The 23,112-nt window shown below is 64.5% G+C and carries 24 protein-coding genes; 11 read left to right on the top strand and 13 right to left on the bottom strand.

Translation table 11 applies throughout. The features are described from left to right. Positions 1 to 25 precede the first annotated feature (25 nt). The 6 genes from adhP to hutC all read left to right on the top strand — a co-directional run bounded on the left by adhP (position 26) and on the right by hutC (position 6,388). On the top strand, positions 26 to 1,051 hold the full coding sequence (gene adhP / locus G432_RS19625) for an alcohol dehydrogenase AdhP (RefSeq protein WP_004212676.1): 1,026 nt from the start codon (positions 26 to 28) through the stop codon (positions 1,049 to 1,051). 25 nt (positions 1,052 to 1,076) lie between these two features. After that, complete coding sequence (locus tag G432_RS19620) at positions 1,077 to 2,783, top strand: copper resistance system multicopper oxidase (RefSeq protein ID WP_015449263.1); 1,707 nt, start codon at positions 1,077 to 1,079, stop codon at positions 2,781 to 2,783. Then, positions 2,780 to 3,766 (top strand): copper resistance protein B, encoded by a 987-nt coding sequence (locus G432_RS19615; protein WP_015449262.1) that lies wholly within the window; start codon positions 2,780 to 2,782, stop codon positions 3,764 to 3,766. The genes G432_RS19620 and G432_RS19615 overlap by 4 nt, the downstream gene beginning before the upstream one ends. Further along, a complete protein-coding gene (locus G432_RS19610; RefSeq protein ID WP_015449261.1) occupies positions 3,760 to 5,001 on the top strand; it encodes an MFS transporter in 1,242 nt (413 codons plus the stop codon). The genes G432_RS19615 and G432_RS19610 overlap by 7 nt, the downstream gene beginning before the upstream one ends. A 68-nt stretch (positions 5,002 to 5,069) precedes the next feature. Next, positions 5,070 to 5,507 (top strand): DUF411 domain-containing protein, encoded by a 438-nt coding sequence (locus tag G432_RS19605; protein WP_004213035.1) that lies wholly within the window; start codon positions 5,070 to 5,072, stop codon positions 5,505 to 5,507. Positions 5,508 to 5,698: 191 nt separating this feature from the next. Then, positions 5,699 to 6,388 carry a histidine utilization repressor gene (gene hutC / locus G432_RS19600; protein WP_230588639.1) on the top strand — a complete coding sequence of 230 codons (690 nt, stop codon included), beginning with the start codon at positions 5,699 to 5,701 and terminating at the stop codon, positions 6,386 to 6,388. 3 nt (positions 6,389 to 6,391) lie between these two features. On the opposite strand, the gene G432_RS19595 is transcribed toward hutC, so the two are convergent. The 4 genes from G432_RS19595 to G432_RS19580 form a co-directional block, all read right to left on the bottom strand. Beyond that, positions 6,392 to 7,126, bottom strand: coding sequence for a PepSY domain-containing protein (locus G432_RS19595; RefSeq protein ID WP_004213137.1), 735 nt, complete (start codon positions 7,124 to 7,126; stop codon positions 6,392 to 6,394). After that, positions 7,123 to 7,827, bottom strand: a complete 705-nt coding sequence (locus G432_RS19590; RefSeq protein ID WP_015449260.1) for a PepSY domain-containing protein — start codon at positions 7,825 to 7,827, stop codon at positions 7,123 to 7,125. The genes G432_RS19595 and G432_RS19590 overlap by 4 nt, the downstream gene beginning before the upstream one ends. Positions 7,828 to 7,837: 10 nt before the next feature. Then, positions 7,838 to 10,540: a TonB-dependent receptor domain-containing protein gene (locus tag G432_RS19585; protein WP_015449259.1), complete on the bottom strand. Its 2,703-nt coding sequence runs from the start codon at positions 10,538 to 10,540 to the stop codon at positions 7,838 to 7,840. Between the two features lie 738 nt (positions 10,541 to 11,278). Continuing rightward, positions 11,279 to 11,845, bottom strand: a complete 567-nt coding sequence (locus tag G432_RS19580; protein ID WP_015449258.1) for a TetR family transcriptional regulator — start codon at positions 11,843 to 11,845, stop codon at positions 11,279 to 11,281. 69 nt (positions 11,846 to 11,914) lie between these two features. On the opposite strand from G432_RS19580, the gene G432_RS19575 reads away from it, so the two are divergent. From G432_RS19575 to G432_RS24195, 3 genes are all read left to right on the top strand, one after another. Beyond that, positions 11,915 to 12,745, top strand: a complete 831-nt coding sequence (locus G432_RS19575) for an SDR family oxidoreductase (RefSeq protein WP_015449257.1) — start codon at positions 11,915 to 11,917, stop codon at positions 12,743 to 12,745. 251 nt (positions 12,746 to 12,996) lie between these two features. Next, a complete protein-coding gene (locus tag G432_RS24200; protein WP_016743853.1) occupies positions 12,997 to 13,482 on the top strand; it encodes a hypothetical protein in 486 nt (161 codons plus the stop codon). Between the two features lie 57 nt (positions 13,483 to 13,539). Next, positions 13,540 to 13,659 (top strand): CorA family divalent cation transporter, encoded by a 120-nt coding sequence (locus tag G432_RS24195; protein WP_016743852.1) that lies wholly within the window; start codon positions 13,540 to 13,542, stop codon positions 13,657 to 13,659. Between the two features lie 62 nt (positions 13,660 to 13,721). On the opposite strand, the gene G432_RS19565 is transcribed toward G432_RS24195, so the two are convergent. The 9 genes from G432_RS19565 to G432_RS19525 all read right to left on the bottom strand — a co-directional run bounded on the left by G432_RS19565 (position 13,722) and on the right by G432_RS19525 (position 21,461). Then, positions 13,722 to 14,129 (bottom strand): response regulator, encoded by a 408-nt coding sequence (locus G432_RS19565; RefSeq protein ID WP_016743851.1) that lies wholly within the window; start codon positions 14,127 to 14,129, stop codon positions 13,722 to 13,724. An 81-nt stretch (positions 14,130 to 14,210) separates the two neighbouring features. Then, a complete protein-coding gene (locus G432_RS19560; RefSeq protein ID WP_015449255.1) occupies positions 14,211 to 14,834 on the bottom strand; it encodes a response regulator transcription factor in 624 nt (207 codons plus the stop codon). Further along, positions 14,824 to 16,359: a PAS domain-containing sensor histidine kinase gene (locus G432_RS19555; RefSeq protein ID WP_015449254.1), complete on the bottom strand. Its 1,536-nt coding sequence runs from the start codon at positions 16,357 to 16,359 to the stop codon at positions 14,824 to 14,826. Before G432_RS19555 ends, G432_RS19560 begins: the two co-directional genes overlap by 11 nt. A gap of 58 nt (positions 16,360 to 16,417) precedes the next feature. Further along, the gene (locus tag G432_RS19550; RefSeq protein ID WP_015449253.1) at positions 16,418 to 16,891 is read right to left on the bottom strand and encodes a DUF305 domain-containing protein; all 474 of its coding nucleotides are present in this window, start codon (positions 16,889 to 16,891) and stop codon (positions 16,418 to 16,420) included. A 90-nt stretch (positions 16,892 to 16,981) separates the two neighbouring features. Continuing rightward, positions 16,982 to 18,169, bottom strand: coding sequence for a copper resistance protein B (locus tag G432_RS19545; RefSeq protein WP_015449252.1), 1,188 nt, complete (start codon positions 18,167 to 18,169; stop codon positions 16,982 to 16,984). Then, positions 18,166 to 20,118 (bottom strand): copper resistance system multicopper oxidase, encoded by a 1,953-nt coding sequence (locus G432_RS19540; RefSeq protein ID WP_015449251.1) that lies wholly within the window; start codon positions 20,116 to 20,118, stop codon positions 18,166 to 18,168. Before G432_RS19540 ends, G432_RS19545 begins: the two co-directional genes overlap by 4 nt. A gap of 67 nt (positions 20,119 to 20,185) precedes the next feature. Beyond that, a complete protein-coding gene (locus tag G432_RS19535; RefSeq protein ID WP_015449250.1) occupies positions 20,186 to 20,752 on the bottom strand; it encodes an RNA polymerase sigma factor in 567 nt (188 codons plus the stop codon). Beyond that, positions 20,749 to 21,189, bottom strand: a complete 441-nt coding sequence (locus tag G432_RS19530; protein WP_015449249.1) for a periplasmic heavy metal sensor — start codon at positions 21,187 to 21,189, stop codon at positions 20,749 to 20,751. The genes G432_RS19535 and G432_RS19530 overlap by 4 nt, the downstream gene beginning before the upstream one ends. Further along, positions 21,189 to 21,461: a hypothetical protein gene (locus G432_RS19525; protein WP_004212738.1), complete on the bottom strand. Its 273-nt coding sequence runs from the start codon at positions 21,459 to 21,461 to the stop codon at positions 21,189 to 21,191. Before G432_RS19525 ends, G432_RS19530 begins: the two co-directional genes overlap by 1 nt. 133 nt (positions 21,462 to 21,594) lie before the next feature. Here G432_RS19525 and copC point away from each other — a divergent pair, with 133 nt between their 5' ends. Both copC and copD read left to right on the top strand, forming a co-directional pair. Beyond that, a complete protein-coding gene (gene copC, locus G432_RS19520; RefSeq protein WP_007683372.1) occupies positions 21,595 to 21,972 on the top strand; it encodes a copper homeostasis periplasmic binding protein CopC in 378 nt (125 codons plus the stop codon). Between the two features lie 4 nt (positions 21,973 to 21,976). After that, entirely contained in the window at positions 21,977 to 22,921 is a 945-nt protein-coding gene (copD, locus tag G432_RS19515) for a copper homeostasis membrane protein CopD (RefSeq protein ID WP_015449248.1), read from the top strand. Positions 22,922 to 23,112 lie beyond the last annotated feature (191 nt).

The raw sequence follows: 23,112 nt of genomic DNA, 5'->3' as shown, positions 1-23,112 counted from the left end.
CCCCCGCTTAAAAGGAGAAACGGACATGGCGAAAACCATGAAGGCGGCGGTCGTCCGCGAATTTGGCAAGCCCCTGGTCATCGAGGACGCGCCGATCCCGACGGTCGGCCCCGGGCAGGTCCTGGTCAAGATTGCGGCAACCGGCGTGTGCCATACCGACCTGCACGCGGCAGAAGGGGACTGGCCGGTCAAGCCCAACCCGCCCTTCATTCCTGGCCATGAGGGCGTCGGGCATGTCGCCGCCGTTGGTGCCGGCGTCACCCATGTGAAGGAAGGCGACCGGGTCGGTGTGCCCTGGCTCTACACCGCCTGCGGGCACTGCGTGCATTGCCTGGGTGGCTGGGAGACGCTTTGCCACGAACAGCAGAACACCGGCTATTCGGTCAATGGCAGCTTTGCCGAATATGTCCTCGCCGATCCCAACTATGTTGGTCACCTTCCCGACAATGTCGACTTCCTCGACATTGCGCCGATCCTCTGCGCGGGCGTCACCGTCTACAAGGGATTGAAGGCCACCGAGGCCCGACCCGGCGAGTGGGTGGTCGTCTCCGGCATTGGCGGGCTCGGCCACATGGCGGTGCAATATGCCCGAGCCATGGGTCTCAATGTGGCCGCGGTCGACATCGACGATAGCAAGCTCGACCTCGCTACACGCCTTGGCGCCACACTGACGGTCAACGCGCGCAACGAGGACCCTTCGGCAGCGCTCAAGAAAGCCATTGGCGGCGCGCACGGGGCGCTGGTGACCGCCGTTTCGCCCAAGGCGTTCCAGCAGGCGCTCGGCATGGTCCGGCGCGGCGGCACGGTCGCGCTCAACGGCCTGCCGCCGGGCGACTTCCCGTTGTCGATCTTCGACACCGTGCTGAACGGCATTACCGTGCGCGGCTCGATCGTCGGCACGCGGCTCGATCTGCTCGAGGCACTGGCGTTCGCCGGCGAGGGCAAGGTCAAGGCCACGGTCCATGCAGACAAGCTGGAGAACATCAACGACGTCTTCTCCCGCATGCATCATGGCGACATCGAGGGCCGGATCGTCCTCGACCTCGCCTGAAGCCGACTTCGCGAAAGTACAGTTCATGTCTCCCTTACATATCCGGCCGATCGCGCGGCGCCGTTTCGTCCAGGGGCTGGCGATCGGCGGCGCGGTCGCCGGTTTCGCCCCGGCGCTTCTCGCGCGATCCGCACCAACCTTGCCCGCTGAGCTGAGCGGGACCGAGTTCGACCTCGAGATCGCCGAGCTGCCGGTCAACTTCACCGGCAAACGCCGTATCGCGACCGCCGTGAACGGCAGCGTGCCCGCGCCGGTCCTGCGCCTGCGCGAAGGCGACACGGTCACGCTGCGCGTACGCAACGGCCTCAAGGAGATGTCGAGCATCCATTGGCACGGCATCATCGTGCCGGCGGAGATGGACGGCGTGCCCGGCATCAGCTTTGCCGGCATCGCGCCGGGCGAGACCTTCACCTATCGCTTCGAGGTCCGCCAGAGCGGAACCTACTGGTATCACGCTCACACGCTCGCCGAGCAGACGGGACTCTATGGAGCGATCATCGTGGAGCCAAAACAGGTGCCGACGGCGCGGGCGCCCGATCGCGACTATTGCATCGTGCTCAGCGACTGGTCGGACGAGCCGCCGCTGCAGATCTTCCTCAATCTCAAGAAGCAGAGCAGCTACTATAATTTTGCGCAGCCGACCGCCGGCGATTTCCTCAAGGATGTCGGCACCATGGGCTTGGGCAAGGCGCTCGAGCGGCGGCGGATGTGGAACAGCTCGCGGATGAACCCGACCGACTACAGCGATGTCTCTGCCGCGACCTACACCTATCTGATGAACGGCGCGCCGCCCGCCGGCAACTGGACCGGTATCGCCGCGCCCGGCGAGCGCGTGCGCCTGCGCTTCGTCGGCGCGGGGACGGCGACGTTCTTCGACGTGCGGATCCCCGGGGTCGAGCTGACGGTCGTATCGACCGACGGGCAGCCGGTCGAGCCGGTCACGGTCGAGGAATTCCGGATCGGCCCGGGCGAGACCTACGACGTCGAGTTCACCATGCCCGAGGGCGGCGCCCGCACCATCTTCGCGCAGGCGATCGATCGGAGCGGCTATGCGCGTGGCACGATCGCACCGGCCCCGGGCATGGCGGCAGCCGTGCCGCCGCTCGATGCCCGGACCTGGCTCGAGCCGGTCGACATGATGGGCGCGATGGCGACGATGGGCGCAATGGGAGGCGACGCGCATGCCGGGCACGGCATGACCGAGATGCCGGCCAGGGCACGGCACGCCCGCACCGAATATGGCGCCAATACCGACATGCGCGTCGACTATCCGCGCACCAATCTCGACGATCCCGGCGCCGGGCTGCGCGGGCGCGGCTGGCGCGTGCTGACGCTGGCCGATCTGCGCACGCCGGGCGGCGATCCCGACCCGCGCGAGCCCGAGCGCGACATCGAGCTGCATCTGACGGGCAATATGGAACGGTTCATCTGGTCGCTCGACGGCATCAAGCTCAACGATTCCAGGCCGCTTCATTTCAAGCCAAACGAGCGGCTGCGCGTCACCTTCGTCAACGACACGATGATGGCGCATCCGATGCATCTGCACGGCATGTGGAGCGATGTCGAAGGCCCGGACGGCGCCTTCCAGGTCCGCAAGCATACGGTCGTGGTCCAGCCCGCCCAGCGGGTGAGCTTCCGCGTCACCGCCGACGCCATGGGCCGATGGGCCTTCCACTGCCATCTGCTCTATCACATGGCGGCCGGCATGTTCCGGGAGGTGGTGGTCGCATGATCCGGATTTTCCCCTCGCGCGGCATCGCTCTTGGCGCTGCCCTCTTCCTGGCGCCGGCGATCACGGCTCCCGCCCTCGCGCAGGATGCCTCGCCCCCGTCGCCCGCCGCCACCCCTGCCCAAACGGCCACTCCCGCTCAGCACACCCCTTCCGCGCAAGGCTCTCAGGACCATGCGGGCATGGACATGCCGGGCATGGATATGACCGACACGAAGGCGTCCGGTAACGGCGCCACGATGGACATGGGCTCGATGCAGGGCGGCCAGGCCCCGCCGGACGCGCGCAACTCGGACGATTATGCCGACGGCTACCGCAACTCGACGCTGCCGGGCTATGAGATGGCCGACAAGCTCTCAATCCCCAAGATACTTGTCGATGAGCTTGAGTTCACCAGCGGCAACGAGGGTCAGGGCGTGGGCTGGACCGTGCTCGTCACCAAGGGTCAGGACAATGACAAGCTCTGGCTGCGCAGCCAGGGGCTCAAGAACTCCCGCGACCAACGTCTCGATCCGGAGAGCAGCGTCGAGGCGCTGTGGTGGCACAGCAAGAACCCGTTCTGGGGCACGCTGCTCGGGGTCAGGCAGGATCTCGGCAAGGGTGCGACCACCTGGCTGGCCGCCGGCGTCGAGGGACTGGCGCCCTATTGGTTCGACGTCCAGCTCACCGGCTATGTAGGAACCGATGGGCGTCTCGCGGCGCGCGCCAAGGCGTCCTATGAGGTCTTGTTCACCAATCGGTTGATCCTTACGCCGCAGGTGGAGACCAATATCTATTCGAAGCGGTCGAGCGATCGGCAGCTCGGCAGCGGCTTCAGCAATGTCGAGCTGAGCGGACGGTTGCGCTACGAGGTGTCGCGCAAGTTCGCGCCCTATATCGGCTTCGTCTGGGAGCGCGCATTTGACGGCACGGCCGATTTCCGTCGCCTGCGCGGGGAAGGGCCTTCCGAACACAGGCTGGTGATCGGCTTGCGCGCCTGGTGGTGATCCGCGGATGGCCACTCGAGGGGTCGACCGCGAACGCGCCGCGTGACAAGGCTGGATCGCAAGCCAACGGTCGCTGGCCGGCCTCCTTTTTCGTCTTGTTGCTCGCGGCGGCTGCGGCGTCGGCGGGACAGACGGCCATTCTCGCCTTCCTTCCGGCACTGGTCGACCCGGCTCGTGGCGCGCTATCGTCAAGCGCTCATGATTTTCATGTCGCGAGCCTGACCGCGGTCCATCCCCTGGCAGCCTTGCTGGCGGCGCCGCTCTGGGGCTGGATCGCGGACCGGGTCGACTATCGGGCGATGTTGCGCGCAGCGCTGGTCATCCTCGCCCTGGTGACCGCGCCGATCGGCCTCGTCGGGCTGCCTGAGCTTTATGCATTGCGCCTGGTGGCGGGGATGGCGTCGGCCGCCATCATACCGTTGGGCTTGCTCTGCGCGAGCTTTGCCGCAAACGAGCGCGCGGACCAGGCGCGGCGCTTCACCTGGCTGACCGCCTTCTTGTTTCTGGGCGATCTCGCCGGTCCGCTGGTGGCGGAGGTCTCGGCCGCGATCCTGCCCCGCGCTCCCCTCATGATCCTCGCTTTCGGCATCGGTGCCGTCGGGGCGGCGCTTTGCGCCGTGCGTCTGCCGCGCTGGTGTGCACCTTGCATCGATGGCGGAGACCTGCCCGCGCCGACGCTCGGCGCGACGCTGATCCTGCTTTTCGTCACGATCGTCGCGGGCGGCGGGCTGGCGGCGATGCATGTCAATCTCCTGGTGACGCGGAGCGTCATTTCGCTGAGCCGCGAAGAGATCGCCTGGATGCTCAGTCTCTGCGGATTGGGCATGCTGGCAGCACAGATCTTCCATGCGAGGCTCGATTGGCTGGTGACCATGCCGAGGCGGCTTGCGGGGCTGACGCTCGGCCTGCTGGCTGCGGCGCTCTTCCTGTTCCCTGTCGCCGCGAGCATGGCCGAACTCAGTGGGATCATCGTTGCTGCCGGCTGGAGCTCGGCAACCCTTCGATTGGTCACCAGCTTCTGGATCAGCGGTGCGGCAGCCCCTTCGGGTCTGAAGCTCGGTCTCCAGCATTCCGCCGCCAGCATCGGGCAGGCGCTCGCGCCGCTGGCGATCGCCGTCGTCGCTCCCGGGGCGCAGCACTTAGTCTTGTGGGGGATTGGTGGTCTGTCGCTGGCGCTGCTTGTGTCCTTGCCGCTCGCCTGGAGGCCGCGCGCCATCGTGAAATCTTCAGCGTGATGAGGGGTAGGGGGCATCAATGCGTATAGATCATTAGGAACCCTATCGCATGCTTCCGGGAGCCGTTCATGAAGACCCGTCTTTCTGCCGCCTTGCTGTTCCTCGCCCTGCCCGGCGCAGCGCTTGCGGCGAATGATGTCGTCGTCCACCGGGACCCGGGTTGTGGATGCTGTGAGAAGTGGGCCCAGGCGCTTCGCGCGAAGCTGGGCCGCACGGTCGTCATGCGCGACGATGCGTCGCGCGGGGCGCTTCAGCGGAGGGCCGGCATGCCGGGCACGCTGGCATCCTGCCACAGCGCGATGGTTGATGGCTATCTGATCGAGGGCCATGTCCCGGTCGCCGATATCAAGCGCCTGCTGGCAACCCGTCCCGTAGGCGTCAGAGGCATTGCGGTGGCGGGGATGCCGATCGGCTCGGAGGGCATGGAAGTGGCAGGCGCCGCCCGCCAACCCTATGCGGTGGTGTCGTTCGGCAGTTCGGGCCAGAAGGTCTTCGCGCGGCATTGATCACGCACGCCTCGGCTCTCGCTGGTGATTTCCTGTTTGAATGACTGGGACTTGCTCGCCCCCACCTGTATAGTCATTTGATGCATGCTCCCGCTCGCCCCCATAGCCGCGCATCCGCTCCCCGGACGAAAGCTGCTTCTGTGGGCGAACCCGCGGTCGACGCTGCCGGTGCGGAGAAGCAACCTCGCTATGTGGCGATCAAAGACAGCATTTTCGAGGACATCCGGGAAGGTCGCCTGAAGCCCGGCGACCAGACGCCGTCAGAGGCCGAGCTCGTCGAGACGTTCAAAGTCTCGCGCATGACCGCAAACCGGGCGTTGCGGGAACTGCAATCGGCCGGTGTCGTGGTACGGCGGGCGGGGCGGGGCAGCTTTGTCGCCGAGCCCCGGCCGATCGGGCAGCTGATCGAGATCCGCAACATCGCGGAGGAGGTGCGCGGCAGGGGCCACGCCTATCGCGCGCGCGTCATTTATAATATCGAGATACGGGCTGATGCGGAAAGGGCAGCTCTGCTGGAAGTCGGCTTGGGCACGCGCCTCTTCCATTCGCTTATCGTCCATCACGAGACCGAATTCCCAATTCAGGTCGAGGAGCGCTTTGTGCTGGCATCTGCTGCGCCACGCTACGGAGAGAGGGATTTCAGCGCCTCGACGCCGAATGAATATCTGACACGTGTTGCCCCGCTCGAGCGAGTAGAGCACCGGGTGTGCGCGGCGATGCCGGATACAGCCATGCGAACAATGCTGGGCCTCGCTGAAGGAGAACCAGTGCTAATGATGACGCGCAGAACCTGGAGTCGCGGACGTCTCGTATCGCACGCTTGGCTCACGCACCCGGGCAATCGGTTCGAGCTATCGGCGGCTTTTTCTGTTGGGACCTAGCGATCAGCCCGCGCCCAACTTGACGGCCGATTTGCGCCTGCGCCGCAACCATCGCACGTCGGCGCGACTGAAGCTCTTAAACAGCAGGTAGAAGCCCGTCCCCGACAGCCACAAAGTACCGAACGCAACGAAGACGATCAGCGGGTGATTGAAGCTGGTGCGGTTCACATAGTCCATATTGTGGAGCATCCAGAAGAAATCCCAGGTGCGCCATGTGTCGCCGCGCATGACCAGGAATCGGCCGGTGTCGGCGGAGATGTAGGCGCTGCTGTTCTCTGCGTCCGCGAAATCCAGTCGCCACATGGTGCCTTCGTGCTCGCGCGCTTCCACATTCGGTTCGGCGAGCAACGTTGCCTTGCGGATCGGTGCTTCATTCACCATCGTCGCGACGTCGCGCGCGACCTGCTCGTCGACCCGAACCGGGGCGCCGCTCGTCGCGTCGATTAGCCGCGTGCCCGTGGTGGATCGAAGCTCGTAGACGGGGCGTGTGGCAAGGGACCGCAAGGCGATGCCGAGCACGGGACCATCAAGAGCGAGCTTTGCCGGCGCAATATAGTCACCGGCAGGTAGGGCGTGCTGATGGCTGGCCTGCGCACTGTGTCCGCCGACCTTCTCCTGATCGAGCAAGGCCATCATCGAGCCGCTCAGAGCCCAAAGGAGAAACTGCACGCCCAGGATCAGGCCGACCCATTTGTGGATGCGCCGAAAAAAGAGCGGGGTGAACCGGATTTTCTTCATGCCTTCTTCTTCCTGCGCCGCGGGAACGACCAAAGCAGCAGCCAAGCCCCGGCCAGCGCCATGGCAAGGGCACTCCAGGTCGCCACGCGCAGCAGCGGATTGTTGACGTCGGAGCGATCGTCATAGTCCATGATGTGCAGCATCCACGCGAAATCGAACACGCGCCACAGCGCATGGCGGCGCGAGATCAGCTCACCGGTCTGCGGAGAGAGATACAGGGTTGGCCGGTTCCAGGCATCGAATTCGACCTGCCAATAGGGAGGCTTGCGCGCCTGCATTTCCAGTGGCGCCGTCGTCAGCAGCCGGGCTGCGACGATGTCCCCGGTGCCGCTGTAGATGCGCCGAGCGGCGGCGCGGATTTGTGCCTCGCTCAAATCGGGGATGGGCTGTCCCGAACCTGCATCGAAGAGTCTTGGACCACCCGAGGTTTGCGCGCGCCAGACGGGCTGATCCATGAACCGTTGCAGGCGGATCTCGGACGCGTCGGGAGCCGATTGAACAATCCGCGCCGGCGGGACGAAGCTCGCAAGGTCGATGGGGGCGACGACCGGTGGGCGGACCAGATCGTCGCCATGGATGATGTCGATATGGACGGCCACCATATAGAAGCCGGTCAGCGTCCAGAGCAGAACCTGGACGCCGACGATCAGGGCCAGCCACTTGTGCGTCCGGCGGATGACCAAAGGCCAGCGAATTGCCATGTGCTGCCCTTCAGAACGCGGTTCGGAAGCCGGCGTAGAAGCGCCGTCCGAGCAGATCATAGGTCATCGTGTCGGTGTTGGCATCGGTGAAGCTCTGGATATAGGGCGCCTTGCGGTCGAACAGATTATCGGCCCCGATCTGGAAACGTGTCTTCTCGTCGATCGCGAAGGCAAGCTGAAGATTGTGGTAGAAGACGTTCGGCGTGCGGTAGCCGATGTCGCCGGCCGATGCGTTGAAGTCGGTCGCCTTGCCGATCCATTGTGTCGACCAGGTCGCGCTGATGCCGTCCTTTTCCGCCGTCAGCACGCCATAACCACGCCATTTCGGATAGCCGCCATTGCCGCCCCCGATAAACCCGTCGAAATAGATCGGCGCGCCGCCGGGGAAGGGGTTTACGACATATTTGTTGAGATAGGTCATGTTGAGATCCAAGGAGATCTTCACCTCGCCCACCGCACCACTGTACACCAGACCCAGATCGAGACCATTCATCTCCTCGCGGCCGGTGTTGATGGGCTGGGCGGAGAGGTAAGTGACCTCGCCGGTCAGCGCGCTGCGCGTAAAGTCGCTGCAGAACGGGTGCGACAGGTTCTGGCTCGCATAGCAGACTGCGAGCTTGGTCGAGCCGGGAATGGCCCGGATCGCGTCCTTGATCTTGATGTCGAACCAGTCTGCCGTCAGCGACAACCCTGGGATGATGCCGCGCGGCGATATCACCGTACCAACGGTCCAGGTCGTGGAGCTTTCGGGCCGAAGGCTCTGGTTACCGCCCACTGTGGTGAGGATCGTGGTGCCGAGCTGCGTATAGTTGGCCGGCACACCGGACGCCTGACAATTGGCGATCAAGGTCACGTTGCCGCTGGAGGTGTAGCGCGAGCAGGGATCGGTCGTGGTCAGATTGCCTTCCGAGACGCCGCCGAAAAGCTCCGGCACGTTGGGAATGCGAAAGCCCGTCCCATAAGTGCCGCGCAGACGGATGCTGTCATTGACTACCCAGTCGGCACTGAGCTTGTAATTCCAGTCGCTCCCGAAGAGATTATAGTCTGAGTAGCGGACTGCGCCATCGAGCGTGAGCGCCTTGGCGAAAGCTGTGTTGGCAAGCACCGGCACCGATAGCTCGAGATAGGCTTCCTTGGCGGTGCTCGAGCCCGAAATAGGATCCTGCTGATTGACGTTCGCCACGCCGAGCACCGTCAACGGGTCGGGATCGCGCCAGCCTTTTTCGCGCCGATAGACCACGCCGGTGGCGAAGGACACCGCGCCGGCTGGAAGGGAGAAGAGATCGCCGTTGAGGTCAGCCGTGACCGTGCCGAGTTCGTTGCCTCCGCGATCGCGCGAGGTGAACAGAATATAATCCAGAACCTGAGGTGTCAGGTCTCCGAACCCAAGATAGTCACCGCAGGGGATGGCCGCGCCCGCCGTGCTGGAGCATTTGCTCCTGTCGAGCGTGTTCGCGACGCGCTCGAGATTGGCGATGTTGGTCGAGCCGTCGACGGCCGTGTTACGCCCGAAGCTGCCCGCGACTTCCCAGGCCCAGTCGTTCGCCAGCTTGCCGCGCAGCCCGAAGGTGCCTTGCCAGGTATCGGTCTCCTGGAAGAAGTGGCGCGCGCCGGGTTCGGCGAGGCGGCGCTGGGCCAGGACCAGGTTCTGGCCGGTCGGATTGGTCGGATTGCTGGCTGGTATCGAGAGATTGCGCAGCGTGCCGGGTGTCGCGATCTGATTCGACTTGCGGAACGTATAGAGGAACTCGCCGAACGCCTGGATACCGTCGGTCAGCGCATAGTCCGCGAAGAAGGCCGTGCTGACGCGCTCGACTGGGCTGACCGCATTGAGAAACGGGTTCGAGTTGAAGTTGTGCTTGGCGGGACTGTAAGGCTCGTAGAAGTTCCCGTTCCCTCCGGGTACCTGGTTGAAGTTGATCTGTTGGCCGTTGGGCAGCACCGCGCGTCCGCCGATCGTCGAGGCGCTGTTGACGCAGCTCAGCGAGCCCGGCGTCGTTTCAGCGAGCGAGCAGGGCGCACGCGAGGCCATGTTGACGGCGCTGGTCTTCTGGTAGGTGACTGCTGCCATGAACCCGCCACGATCGTTGCGAATGCCCCAAAGTAGGTCCGCGGTGAGATCGGAGCCGTCGCCGCGCTCGGTAATGCCTTGTCGGACGCTGAGACCCAGGCCTTCATAATCGGTGCGCGTGACAAGGTTGACCACGCCGGCCATGGCATCGGCCCCGTAGATAGCGGACGCGCCATCCTTGAGGACATCGGTGCGTGCCAGCGCCACGACCGGGATCATGTTGAGATCGGGTGAGGAATTGGCGCCGGTGCCGCCCGCGACGAGGCGTCGGCCGTTGAGGAGCACGAGTGTGCGCTTGATGCCGAGGCCGCGCAGATTGACCTGAGCAGTGCCATAACCGTTGTTGGTCCAGTAGGCCGATGTCTGGTTGCCCGCGAAGCCGGCATTGGCCGGCAAACGCTGCAAGGCGGTTTCGATATTGACGATGCCGGTATTTTGGATCTGCTCGGCGGTGACCACGGTGGCCGGTCCAACCCCGGCCAGATCCTGCCGACGGATTCGTGAGCCGGTAACGACGATGTCGCTGTCATCCCCCAGGACTTGTGCTTTTGGCTGCGGTGTCGGATCGGCCTGAGCGAGAGCCGGCGCGGCGTAGCCCGCGACGATGGCGGCGCTGCCGAGCAGGGCCATCCTGATGGTCATGTGCAATCCCCCTGACGTTTTAGAACAGCCACAGACAACATCAGTTGTATATACAGGTCAACAGTATTTTTCCTGTTTTTCCAATACCTTATTCTCGTGAAATTTAGATATAGATAAAGCTATAATACGCACGCCAGACGTCGAACCCTCATGACTGAAGAGATATTTTTGCGAGCGCTCATTTGCAAAGCTGCTGAGATAGGAGATAGAATATCATATCGTAATACAGCCTCGCACGCTTCGATTTGATGATCGGGACATTTGGCCGGCAAGAATGCGAAGCGGCATGATCACATGTTATTGGTGTCGGCGTGATATACCTAGGTATAGCGCTAGAGATGCTCCGGGAACATTAGTCCTTTGCTGAGCTTGCACGCGCCAGGGAAAGTAATACCGATGCGGACCGCATTTGATCCTCGTTTCCTGGATGTGTCGCGCCTTCTTCCGGATTGAGCCGCAGGTTCGCCTTTTGAGGCAGATGAAACGACTCCTGACGAAACGTCGTGCGACGAGTCCGGCGACCTGAGATCGTCGCGCAGCCACTGGGTCACTTGGCGATGATCCAATCCGGTTCGGCAGTGGCGGCGCAGTCCTCGAACGTCGATCGCATCCGCGGAGCCGACGGGCCGGCTTGTGCATGAGCCGCCCTGATTTTGCCGCTGGGCAGTACGGCAGGTTGCGAAAAATGCTTGCTGTGTCCCGGTCGGCGCGCGGGCGTGCAGCTCGCGCCTCGCACGATCACACGCGCAGCAGTCGCCCCACCGCCCGCATGATCGTCGCCCGGCGCGCCGCGTGCTCGGCAGCGTCGCGTGCAGCTCCGGTCATGCACCAGAGCTGGGTGAGGGCGGCGACAAGCCGGACGACATCCAGGGGCGTGAAGTCGGCGACGATCCGCCCCTCGGCCTGCGCCGCTGCGATCCCGTCCAGCTTCTCCCCGAGAAGGACCTCGCCGGCCGGGAGCATCAGAACATCCTGGCCACGCTCCAAATGATGCCAGGTCAGCAGCCTCCACAGGCGCGGGCGTTCGACCAGCAAGTCATAGGTGCGCCCCGCATAACCCTCAAGATCATTGGGATCGAAGCGATCGGCCTGCGCCGCGTCCATCACTTCCTGCGTCAGCGCGGCATCGAAGAGCGCCTCCTTGTCCCCGAAATAGGTGTAGAGCATCGGCTTGCTGATACCCGCCGCCTGCGCAATCCGGTCGATCCGCGCGCCCGCCAGCCCATGGGACGCGAACTCCTCGGTCGCTGCAGCCAGGAGCGTCTCGCGGCTCTGTGCGGCATTCCGCCGGGTTCGTTGCTTCATCACACCTCCAAGCATTGACGCATTCCAGGTTTCAAGTTACCTACCAGTTGGTAATATATGGAGTAACATATGTCCAATCACTGGTTTCTCACGGGCGCGTCCAGCGGCATCGGCCGCCATCTGGCCGAACTGATCCTGGCCGCTGGCGACGACCTTACCGCGACGGCCCGCAAGCCCGAAAGCCTCGATGATCTCGCGGCGAAATATCCGAGCCAGCTGCGCGTCGAAGCGCTCGACGTCACGGTCAAGGACGATATTGCTGCGGTCGTGGCCCGGGCGCAGGCGCGTCGACCCGTCGATATTCTGGTCAACAACGCCGGCGGCGGCGTGATCGGCGCCACCGAAGAGATGTCGGACGCCGAGGTCGAAGGCCAGATCGCGCTCAATCTCATGGCGCCCATCCACATCACCCGCGCCTTTGTCCCCGCCATGCGGCTGCGCGGGAGCGGCCGGATCATCCAGATCTCCAGCGCTAGTGGTCAGGGCTCGCTTCCGACGAGCAGTCTCTATCATGTGGCCAAATGGGGCCTGGAGGGCTTCAGCGAATGCCTCCGCCAGGAGCTTGAACCCTTCAACCTGTTCGTGACACTGATCGAGCCGGGCGGGGCGCGCACCAGCTTCAGCCACAATCTGCAATTCGCCAGCGAGATCGCCGCGTATCGCGATACGCCCGCCGGCCATATCCGCAAGATGTTCGAGACCGCCGGAAACGAGCTCTACACGCTCGACCCGCAAAAGATCGCGCAAGGGATCGTTGATGTCGCAACCAGCGACCATCCGCCGCTGCGCGTGACTCTGGGGGGTGACGCTTTCGGCGTTGTCCAGGCGGCGCTGCAATCGCGGCTCGCCTTTCTGCAGTCCCAGGAAGCGCTCGCGCGCTCGGTCGCTTTCGACAGTTGAGCTTTTCCGTCTTCCAGCTTTCGTCTCCGCGCGGTGCGACGCGCCTTACCGGGGCCCGGCAACCCTGTCGTCAGCGCCGTTATCCGATACTTAGGTATAGTCATCCGACACGATTGCAGAGGCGCCACACGGGCAATCGCTTGGTATCATCGCAAGAGAGGAAAACCCTCGCGGTCGCCAATCAAGGGTGCGCAGACCTTCGCAGTCTGCGTGCCCTTGATGTGGCAGCGCGCCGCCCAGCCACGCGCGTCATGAACGGGAGCGGCCTTCTGCGAAACCCAACGCTCCGCCGCATTTTCTATAAGCTCTCGCTCGAATTGCTGCGCGCCGCCTTCTTCTTCCTGCGATTGGGCTTGAAGAATGACGAGTGTTTGTGCGCGCGTCTCAATAGGCGAGGCACACGGCTTCCGGTCGCCGCCGCCGTTCTTTGTCACAATGGCAAACGGCTACGGCCGGCGACCCTGATCGATCCGGCGTGCGAGCACGTCGGCAAGGATGACTTCGTGTGGATCAAAATGTCCCAGCCCAGCGAAACAGAACTTGCCGACATCGCCGGGAATTACGGCCTTCACCCGCTTGCCATGGAAGGTGCCGACAACGGCCACCAGATTTCGAAGCTCGACGATCACATGCTCAGGGTTGAGAGCGCCATCACCGGCATCCGCGACATCCTGATCTCGGTGTTCGAGGCGAGTCACCTGCTCGAACAGCAGCGCCAAGGTGCGATCACCCGTTAGCTTGCCGCCCGGGCTGCGATCCTCGCGGTGCCTACCGCGATTGCCGGAATCTACGGCATGAATTTCGAGAATATGCCCGAACTGAAGACGCAATGGGGATATTTCGTCATCCTCGGCGTCATCGCTGCGGTCTGCATTGGGCTCTACATCCGGTTCAAACGTAGCCACTGGCTTTGACGGCGCAGATCGGCTTTCCACATCGCGCCGGGCTGAGGCTGCCGGGGGCCGGCCGCCACAATTCAATGCTTTCGAAGCGTCTCGATGCGGTGCCGGTCCAACGCTTCGAGCAAAGCCCTGCCGATCAGCGGCTTTGCGAGAACATGATCGAAGCCCGCCTCAGCGGCCCGCGAGGCCAGCAGCGTGTCATGAAAGCCTGAGATCATGATCGCGCGTCCCGACCATCCGATCTCGCGAAGGTGACGCAGCATCGCGAATCCGTCGATGTCGGGCATGCGATAGTCGAGGATGACGCAGTCTGCCTCCTTCGCGCGGGGGTCGGCCAACAGCGCGTGGCCGGTCGTATATCCCCACACGGCATAGCCGCGCGATCTCAGCAGCAGCTGGAGGCCACGCCGCACGCCGGGATCGTCGTCGGAGACGAGGATGGTGTATCTGCCATCATGCTGAGTGGAACGGACCGATGGCATTGCGAGAAGCGGACACCCGTGTGACGATTGCACCATCGATCGCATATCGCGCCTCGTCCCGTCGCTACGTAGAGGTCGCAGTCACTTCGGCTTGCGGCCCATGCCCGCGGCAAAGGCGATCCGCAGGGCTTCGGACAAATTGCGGACCTCGAGCTTGGCCATCAGGCTCGCGCGATGGACCTCGACCGTTCGCGATGAACAGCCCAGGTCATAGGCGATCGTCTTATTGGGCAGGCCGTTCGCCAGCCCTTCCAGCACTTCACGCTCCCGGGGCGTCAGTGCAGCGACCCGCACGCCGGCTTCAGAGGTTTCCAGAGTGCGAAGGTCGACATCGTCGAGACGCGCGAACGCGCGGCTGACGGCGCCGAGCAGGGCGGCTTTCTCGAAGGGCTTCTCGAGAAAGTCGACCGCGCCGCCTTTCATGGCCTGCACCGCAACCGACACGTCGCCATGGCCGGTCAGGACGATGACCGGCATATTGACCCCGCGTGCTGCCATGGCGGCCTGAATCTCGAGACCGTCCATCTCGGGCATGCGCACGTCGAGGATGACGCAGCCGACGGCCGCCGACTTCGCCTCCTTGAGAAACTCCACGCCCGAGGCATAGGTCACGACGTCGTAGCCCGCGGTCTTGAGCGCAAAGCTCGCCGCCTTGCGGATGCTCTCCTCGTCGTCGACCAGATGGATGACGCGTCTATCCCCCATGTTCCTCCTCCGCCCGCGCATGGATCAAGGTAAAATGAAAGCGCGCGCCGCCGCGGTCGGGGCGCTCCATCCAGATACGGCCCCCATGCGCTTCGATGATGGTCCGGCAGATCGAAAGGCCGAGGCCCATGCCGTCGGCCTTTGTCGACTTGAACGCCGTGAAGAGCTGCTCCCGGACCTCGTCGGCGATGCCGGGGCCGGTATCCTCCACGGTCACCTCGATCAGCCCGTCAGGGCGCAACCTGGTCGCTACCTTGAGGTCGCGAACAGGACACGCCGCCATCGCCTCGATGGCGTTGCGCATCAGGTTGACCAGCACCTGCTGGATCTGCACCCTGTCGACGAGAACCGGCGTCGCGGCGGGATCGACCGCGAAGAAGCTGCGGATGCCGCGCTCGCGTGCACCGACCAGCGCGAGCTCGCTCGCCTCGGCGACAACCTGCGGCAGATCGTGGAGGCTCTTGTCGACCTCGCCGCGGGCGACGAAATCGCGCAGGCGCCGGACGATATGGCCGGCCCGCAGCGTTTCCTGTGCCGCATCATCCATCACCGACCGTAGCGACACGAAGGGTTCGTCGTCCCGCTCGTCGAGCATGTCGCGGATCGTCTCGAGATAGAGCGCGACCGCGGCAAGCGGCTGGTTGAGCTCATGCGCGAGGGTCAAGGCCATCGTGCCCATCGCGCTCAGCCGGGAGACATGGACCAGCTCTGCCTGCAGTTCCTTGAGCCTGAGCTCATCCTGCTCCTTGGCGGTGAGATCCCGGATGAAGCCGGTGAACAACCGCTGCCCGTCTTCACCGGCCTCGCCAACCGACAGCTGCATCGGGAAGGTCGAGCCGTCGCGGCGCTGGCCGACCACGACGCGGCCGAGGCCGATGATCCGGCGCTCGCCGGTCTGGAGATAATGCGCGATATATTCGTCATGCCGGTCGCGATCGGGCTGGGGCATCAGGCAGGAGACGTTGCGGCCGACGAGCTCGGTTTCCGAATAGCCGAACAGGCGTTGGGCGGCCGCGCTGAACGACGTGATGTCGCCGGTCTCGTCGATGATGATCATCGCATCGGGGACGGTCGCCAGGATCGACTGGAGATGCTGCTCGCGGGTCTCGATTGACGCCCGGACCGCCGCCTCGTCGGTGACATCGCGACTGATGCAGGCAAAGCCTCGATGTGCGTCGCCTTCGAACAGGGCGCTGATCGTCAGGCGCGCGAGATACTCCGCTCCGTTCTCGCAGACCCGCCACGCTTCGCGCTCCAGCGTGCCTTCGTGAAGGGCGGCCGCCAGGTCTGCGCACGGGCGGCCGGCCGCAATCTCGTCGGGCGGGTAGAACAGGTCATGGGGCTGTCCCAGGACGCGATCGAGGGGCCAGCATTCGGCACGCTCGCCTTCTTCATTATAGCTCAGCACGATCCCGGCAGGATCGAGCAGCGTCAGGACATGGCCGCCAGCCTGTCGCAGGAACAACGGCGCAAGCCGCACCACCTCCCTGGCAATCTCGTCCGCCCCGCGCCTCGTGTCGACCATCGGCCGGCTCACATACCTGGCCGGGCGCACGTATCCGGGCGTAGCCCGACCGTGCCACTCAGCGCCGCGCGAGTATGGCCTTCATCTCGTCGATTTCCTGCCGCTGCGAGCGCTTGATCGCTTCGCAAAGCCGGATGACTTCCGGATCGCTGAGCTTTGCTTCCTGGCACATCAGGATCGCCCCGGAATGATGCGGGATCATCGAGCGCAGAAAGGCCGTGTCGCCGATCGTGGTCTGGGTGCGGATGAGTGCAAAGCTGCCGAAGAAGGCGACCAGCGACGCGGCGATCAGCGCGATGTTGGCGGCCTTCGACACGAACATGTGTCGCATGGCGAGGATCATCAGCACCACCATCGGTGCGACCATCATCAGCGTCATGTAGAGCATGTTGAGGTTGTTGTAGAAGCTGTCGAGCCCGTCGATCATGACGAACATCACCAGATACATGATGACGCCGCTGATGACGGTCTGAACGGCAAGGCTCCAATAGGCACCCATCTTCCGGGTGTTCATGTGGGACGAATGGTCCATGGCGTATCTCCTTCGCTCGGCGCCGGCCGACCTGGGTATGAGTGTAACGCCCCGCTCTCTTGTTCGCCCCCGCCATCAGCCGTCCTGATGCTAAAACCAGAAGCGAACGCCGGCGACGAAGCTGGTGGCATGGACGTCCTCGCCCGCAAGCCTCGACAGCCGCGCCGTGTCTCCGGCTTTGCGCAGATAGGAAACGCCGATGTAAGGTGCGAACTGGCGGCTGAATTCGTAGCGCAGGCGCGCGCCGAGCTCTATGTTGACCAGCCCCGAACCGATGTCGTTCTCCGGAATATCCTGCGCGGCGAAATTGACCTCGGCGCGCGGCTGCAAGATCAGGCGCTGGGTGATGCGCTGGTCGTAATAGCCCTCGACCCGGCCCAGAACATCGCCCTTGGTCGAGAGGAACAGCGCGCCTTCGACCTCGAACATGCCAGGAGCCAGGCCCTCGACGCCGATCGTCGCGTAGGTGCGGTCGGGCCCGCGGCCGAAGTCCTGGCGGATACCGCCCTGAAGATTGAAATAGGGGTCGATGGCCCGGCTGTAGAGCACCTGCACCTCGGCGCTGTCGATGCCGCGGCCGAACTCGCCTTCGCCCTCGCTCTTGAGCCAGAGGCGGTTGATGTCGCCGCCGTAAAAGCCTTCGCCATCCCAGCGATAGCCATCGCGGCCGCTATGCGCCTGATACTCGAACAGGTTGAGCAGCACCTGCCCGAAATTGTTGCCGCCGCTGTCCTTCATCATGATGTCGCGCGAGCGCGCCATCTCGCCGCCGGGAAAATCCCGATCGGCGAAGTGGTCGCCTGGGGGCGGCGGCGGGGGCGCATTGCCGGCCGGAAGTGCGGTGCCGGTCATTTGCATGCCGGGCATGGCGGGCGTTCCCGGCGTCGCTGTCTGGCCATGCTGCGCATGGTCCATCCCGGGCATGTCGGGCATCGCGCCGTCCTGATGCTGGGAGTGGTCCATGCCCGGCATCTCCGGCATTGCGGGAGACGTGGATTGCGGCTGACCGGCCGCATTTGCTTGCGCCGCGGGAGTGGTCTGGTGCTGCGAATGGTCCATTGCCGGCATGGTGTCCGGCGCTGGCTTCTGAGCGCGCGGCCTGGCAGTGGGCTTGGGGCGCGGCGCGGCGGCCTTGTCCTTCTTTTTCTCCTGCGCCGGCCGCGCCCCGCCCGGCGGCGCCATGCCGGGCATGTCGTGCATCGAATGATCCTGGGCAAAGGCGGGTGCGGCGGCGAGAAGGGCGATCGCGCTCACCAGCGGCGTGAGGATGCGGGTCATTGCGCGTCTCCCTTCGGACGCACGCTCACGACCCGCATCATCCCTGCATGCATGTGGTAGAGGAGATGGCAGTGGAAGGCCCAGTCGCCGACCGCGTCGGCGGTGAAGTCCCAGCTCACCTTGCCGCCGGGCTGGACGATGACGGTGTGCTTGCGCGGCGCATGGTCGCCATGCCCGGTCACCAGCTCGAAGAAATGGCCGTGGATGTGGATCGGATGCCCCATCATCGTGTCGTTGATGAGATTGACGCGCACCCGCTCGCCTTCGATGAACGGGATCGGCTCGTGATGGTCCGACATTTTCTCGCCGTCGAACGACCACATGAACCGCTCCATGTTGCCGGTGAGGTGGATGTCGATGCTGCGGCTCGGCGCGCGCACGTCTGGATTGCGCTCGAGCGCCATCAGATCCTTGTAGACGAGCACCTTGTGGCCGACGTCGGTGAGGCCCTGGCCGGGCTCGCCGGTGCGGTCGACGGGCATCGGCGAGATGGTCTGGACGCTCGGATCGCGCTTCACCTGCGGCGCGTTCGAGAAGTCGCGCATCTTCATCGAACCCATCGCGTGCCCGCCATGATCCATGCCCGCCATCTGGCCATCGGCGCCCATCGCGCCGTGGTCCATGCCGGCCATCGATCCATGATCCATCCCGCTCATCGCGGAATGATCCATCCCCGAATGGTCCATGCCCGCCATGGCGCTGTTGTCCATGGTCGCCATCGCTGCCGCCGCGCCGGTCGCGAGGCGCGCGGACGCGTTCTTCTCGGCCGTCGGATCGACGCCCCGCATAGCGCCGCCCGACATGTCCATGCCTTCCATGCCCGGCATCGAGGACATGTCCATGCCCATGTCCTTCATGTCGGCGAGCGGCCGTTTGCGTAAGGGAGGCACCTCGCCAGCCATGCCGGCGCGCGGCGCGAGCGTGGCACGCGCCATACCCGAGCGGTCGATGGCCTCGCCGACAAGAGTATAGGCCTTGTCCTCGCCTGGGCTGACAACGACGTCGTAGGTCTCGGCGACACCGATCTGGAACTCGTCGACGGTGACGGGCACCACATTCTGCCCGTCGGCCTGGACGATGCTGAGCGGCAGGCCGGGTACGCGGACGTTGAAGGTGGTCATCGCCGACGCATTGATGACGCGCAGCCGCACCCGCTCGCCCGGGGTGAAGAGCGCGGTCCAGTTGTCCATCGGACCATGGCCATTGACGAGATAGGTGTAGGTCGATCCGGTGACATCGGAGATGTCGGCGGGGTCCATCCGCATCTGGCCCCAGTCGAGCCGGTCCTTGAGTGGCTGGTCCTTGCCCGAGAGCAGCCCGGCCAGCGTCTGGCGCTGGAAGTTGAAATGGCCGGGGTTGACCTTGAGACGCCGGAAGATCGCCTGCGGCGAGAGTGCGCTGTGATCGGCGAGCACGATGACATGCTCGCGGTCATAGGCGACCGGATCGGCACCGGCGGGGTCGATGATGATCGGGCCGTAATGGCCTTCCTGCTCCTGCAGGCCCGAATGGCTGTGATACCAGTAGGTGCCGCTTTGCACGACGGGGAACTGGTAGAGGTAGTTCGATCCCGGCTTGATGCCCGGAAAAGACACGCCCGGCACGCCGTCCATATTGGCCGGCAGGATCAGCCCGTGCCAGTGGATCGAGCTGTCCTCCTCGAGTTGATTGACGACGTTGAGCCGCACGCGCTGGCCTTCGCGCAGCCGGATCAGCGGGGCGGGGACCGTGCCGTTGAGACCGATTGCGCGGAACTGGCGCCCGTCGATGCTCATCGACTGCCGGGCGATGGTCAGCGTGATGTCTTCGCCCGACACGGTCGGTAGCGTCGGTCGCATCCCCGGCGAGATGGTCTGCGCCCAGGCAGGCAGCCAGGCTGATAATGCGGCGCCACCACCGGCGAGGGCCGCGCCGCGAAGGAACTGGCGGCGGTCGAGGGCAGAAATCATTCGGTTTGTCTCAGCTTGCGGAAAGAGGGCGGACCTATTGGAAATACGCAGCCCACCCGCCTGCCCCTCAAACTTTCTTCAAACTTTCCGCGAGGCGCGCCCGGGCGCGGTAGAGGCGGGTCTCGACGGCCTTCTGGGAGATGCCGAGGATCTCGGCGGTTTCGGCTTCCGATTTCTCGTCGATCGTCCGCAAAATAAGCGTGTCCTTGAGGGAAGACGGCAGGGCAGCAATCGCTTTCATTGCTTGCGCGAGCTGCTGTTCGGCCCCGATCGCCTGATCGGGCAGCGGTGCGTCGTCGGCGACGCCGTCCGCCTCGCCGAGCGGTAGGGCTAGGGCAAAGAAATTTCGAACCGCTCGCCGACGCCGCCAGTCATGGCATTTGTTGATGACAATCCGGGACATCCAGACCTGGAAGGGTCGGGTTACGTCATAGCGGTTGAGTGCGGCAAAGGCCGCGACGAAGCTCGCCTGGGTGACATCCAATGCCTCATCCATAGATCCGACATGGCTGCGCACGAGCCGGTGAACCCAACCTTGATGCCGGCGGACCAGCTCGCCATAGGCCGCTTGCCGGCCTCCAAGCGCCAGAGCCGCGAGCTCCCCGTCCGAGCAGTCGGGGAGGCACGCGGTCATTCGGATTTGGCCGTCAGCGCTTTCACCACGGCGTCGTCGAATTTGTCCGTCTGATCCGGGCGCAGCACGGCCCGCATCGCGAAGATATGCTCAAGTGTGTCTTTCTGCAGCGCGCCCATGGCCTGGTGCGAGCGATCCACCGCAGTTGCGACTTGCGGGCCATAGCCATGCTCCGCTTCGATCGCTTCCGCGAGACGCGCATTGTCGGCGCGCAATTCGGCCTCCAGCGCTTGACGCCGGATCGCGTAGTTCTTCTCGATTGTCTCGAGTCGGCTGTGTTGCGCTGAATTCAGCTTCAGATCGCGATGGAGCAGCTCGTGCAGCTCATTTTCGACCGGGCGCACTGGAACCACATAGACGCGGCCAATGACAACGCCAGCGATCGCCGCGGCGAAGGTCACCAGGACGAGGAGCAGGAGCCGGCGGCGGTCGCGCATCACTGCGAGCTCAGCAGCGTCGAGGGCGCAAGCGCGAGCCGAGCATCGAAGGGCGATAGCGGTTTGGCATCAGCAGACCGTGTCGGAACTGCCGAGCCGGCAATTCCGATGAACAGCGCGGTTGCGGCCGCGATGCCGAACGTCATAGCGCCAAGGCTTGGTATGGCCCGGATGCGCGCTATTTCCGCCATGACCCGGCTTTCCAGGCCGCCGAGCCTGGGATCGAGAGGCGCATCGCGCAACCGCGAGAGCAGGTGGTCAAGTTCATCCATGGTGCTTCTCCGTCTTCATCCTTCAATACGCACGATGGTCCAGGAACCCTTGCTGTAGATTGAAAAGAATAATTGCGAGGGGTGGGGGCTCGGGCTGCGTATTGTCTCATGGGATCTACAGGAGAATGTTCCAATGCGTTTCTTTTCGCCTCTCGCAGTTATCGCCGCCGTCGGCCTGAGTGTTTCTGCTCCGGCCTACGCGCATCCCAAGCTTGTGTCCTCGACGCCCGCCGCGAACGCCAGCGTCTCGGCGCCTTCGCGTATCACGCTCACCTTCAGTGAAGGTCTGATGCCGAAGCTGTCGGGCGCCGAGATCGTGATGACCGGCATGCCCGGCATGCCCAACCACCGCATGGCGGTAACCGGCTTCAAGACGTCCGTCGAAGGCGACAAGACGCTCGTGCTGACGCTCGCCAAGCCGCTCATGGCGGGCAGCTATCAGGTCGCCTGGCACGTCGTCTCGACCGACACGCACCGCATCCAGGGCAATCTCGCCTTTACCGTCAAGTGACGCCATGAACGACGTGGCACTCGTCGCCGTCCGCTGGGCGCTCTACGTCGATCTCGGCCTGTTGTTCGGCCTGCCGCTGTTCGCGCTCTATGCGCCCGGCGGCGGCCGGACGGTACAGCGGCATCTGCCGATGGTAGCAATGGTGGCCGGTCTCGCCTGTCTCGCCCTCCTGCTGTCGGCGCTGGGGTTCGCGTTGCAGGCAGCGGCCATGACCGGGCTGCCGCTCACCCAGCCTGATCTTTCCATGGTCGCAGAGCTGTTCAACGGCACGTCCATGGGAACGGCGCTGAAGGCGCGCCTCGTCGCGCTCCTCGTTCTTCTGCTCTCCATCCCCTTCTATCGCCGGCAATCCCGTCCTGCCTTCATCGCCTCCACTCTGGCAGGCGCGGTCGCACTCGCGACCCTCGCCTGGAGCGGGCATGGCGCGGCCGGCGAAGGCGAGGCGGGCTGGCTGCAACTGGGGGCCGATCTCATCCATCTGCTCGCCGCCGGCGCCTGGGTCGGCGCGCTTGCCGCCTTCCTCGCGCTGGTTCTTCCCAGGCTCGCAACCGATGATGTCGCCGCTGAAGACATGGACCAGGTCACACTGGCCGAGGAAGCCCTGCGGGGTTTCTCCCTCGTCGGCACGATCATCGTCGCCCTGCTGATCCTGACCGGGACGGTGAACGGCTGGTTTCTGGTCGGCCCGGGCAACATCGCCTCGCTCGGTCAGTCGAGCTACGGCCTGCTGCTCATCGCCAAGCTGCTGCTCTTCGCCGGCATGCTGGGCCTGGCCGCGCTCAACCGTTATCGCCTGACCCCGGCACTTGCGCAGGCGATCGAGGAAGAGGACGCGCCACGGGCGCAGGCGCTGCTGCGCGCGAGCCTCGTCGTCGAAGGCGGTCTTGCGATCGTCATTCTCGGGCTGGTCGCCTGGCTGGGGACACTGTCGCCACCCATGTCGATGTAGTTTATCGTTTCGAACGCCTCGCGTTGGGAGAAGCCAATGCAATCGTACACCCCGCCGCGCGGGACTGGATCGACGAAAGACTATGATCGCGCGATCCGCCTGTGGGCGCGGGAGAAGCGGTGGCGTGCCGCCATGCTTGCCATGCTGCGCCCGGATTGGCGCCTGGTAATCGCCGATTATGGCCGACAGCA

Source organism: Sphingomonas sp. MM-1 (assembly GCF_000347675.2).
Lineage (GTDB): Bacteria > Pseudomonadota > Alphaproteobacteria > Sphingomonadales > Sphingomonadaceae > Sphingomonas_E > Sphingomonas_E fennica.
This window is presented reverse-complemented; position numbering and strand designations above follow the sequence as displayed.